We start from the raw sequence: 357 nt of genomic DNA, 5'->3' as shown, positions 1-357 counted from the left end.
TTTGGATACCAACTCCCTGAAGAGAAATTAGTATTATTGAACTTAATCGCTTGAGAGCTGTCACGACAACTTCTAAACCTTGCACCAGGACTGGCGGTCAAAGCCTGATAGGCATCAAAGATGGCATTTTGCCGAATGTGGCAGGGTGTTTCTTTGACCCATTCGGGTAAGTCACTCTGCATCACTTCCGCAGCGTAACTTTAACTTGCTTAGTCGTTTACCACTCCGGGATAATGCAATTGCTTGGTTGTAGCAATACCGACAAGCAGCCAGCCATTTACGCCAGACTTGATTTAGCTCTAGGCTGGGGTAAATCCGGATCTTCTTTGACCTGAGTTTTGTATTTACTCCGTCCGT

Annotated in this window: 3 pseudogenes; all 3 read right to left on the bottom strand. The window is 45.7% G+C overall.

The annotated features are described in order from the left end of the window. Positions 1 to 182 (bottom strand): annotated as a pseudogene (locus tag P5683_RS26015) (hypothetical protein); the annotation flags it as partial. Beyond that, positions 172 to 285 (bottom strand): annotated as a pseudogene (locus P5683_RS26010) (transposase); the annotation flags it as partial. The pseudogenes P5683_RS26010 and P5683_RS26015, both read right to left, overlap by 11 nt. Continuing rightward, positions 278 to 357, bottom strand: a pseudogene (locus P5683_RS26005) (IS607 family transposase); the annotation flags it as partial. The pseudogenes P5683_RS26005 and P5683_RS26010, both read right to left, overlap by 8 nt.

Origin of the sequence: Limnospira sp. PMC 1279.21, from assembly GCF_032349615.1 — a bacterium.
Lineage (GTDB): Bacteria > Cyanobacteriota > Cyanobacteriia > Cyanobacteriales > Microcoleaceae > Limnospira > Limnospira fusiformis.
This window is presented reverse-complemented; position numbering and strand designations above follow the sequence as displayed.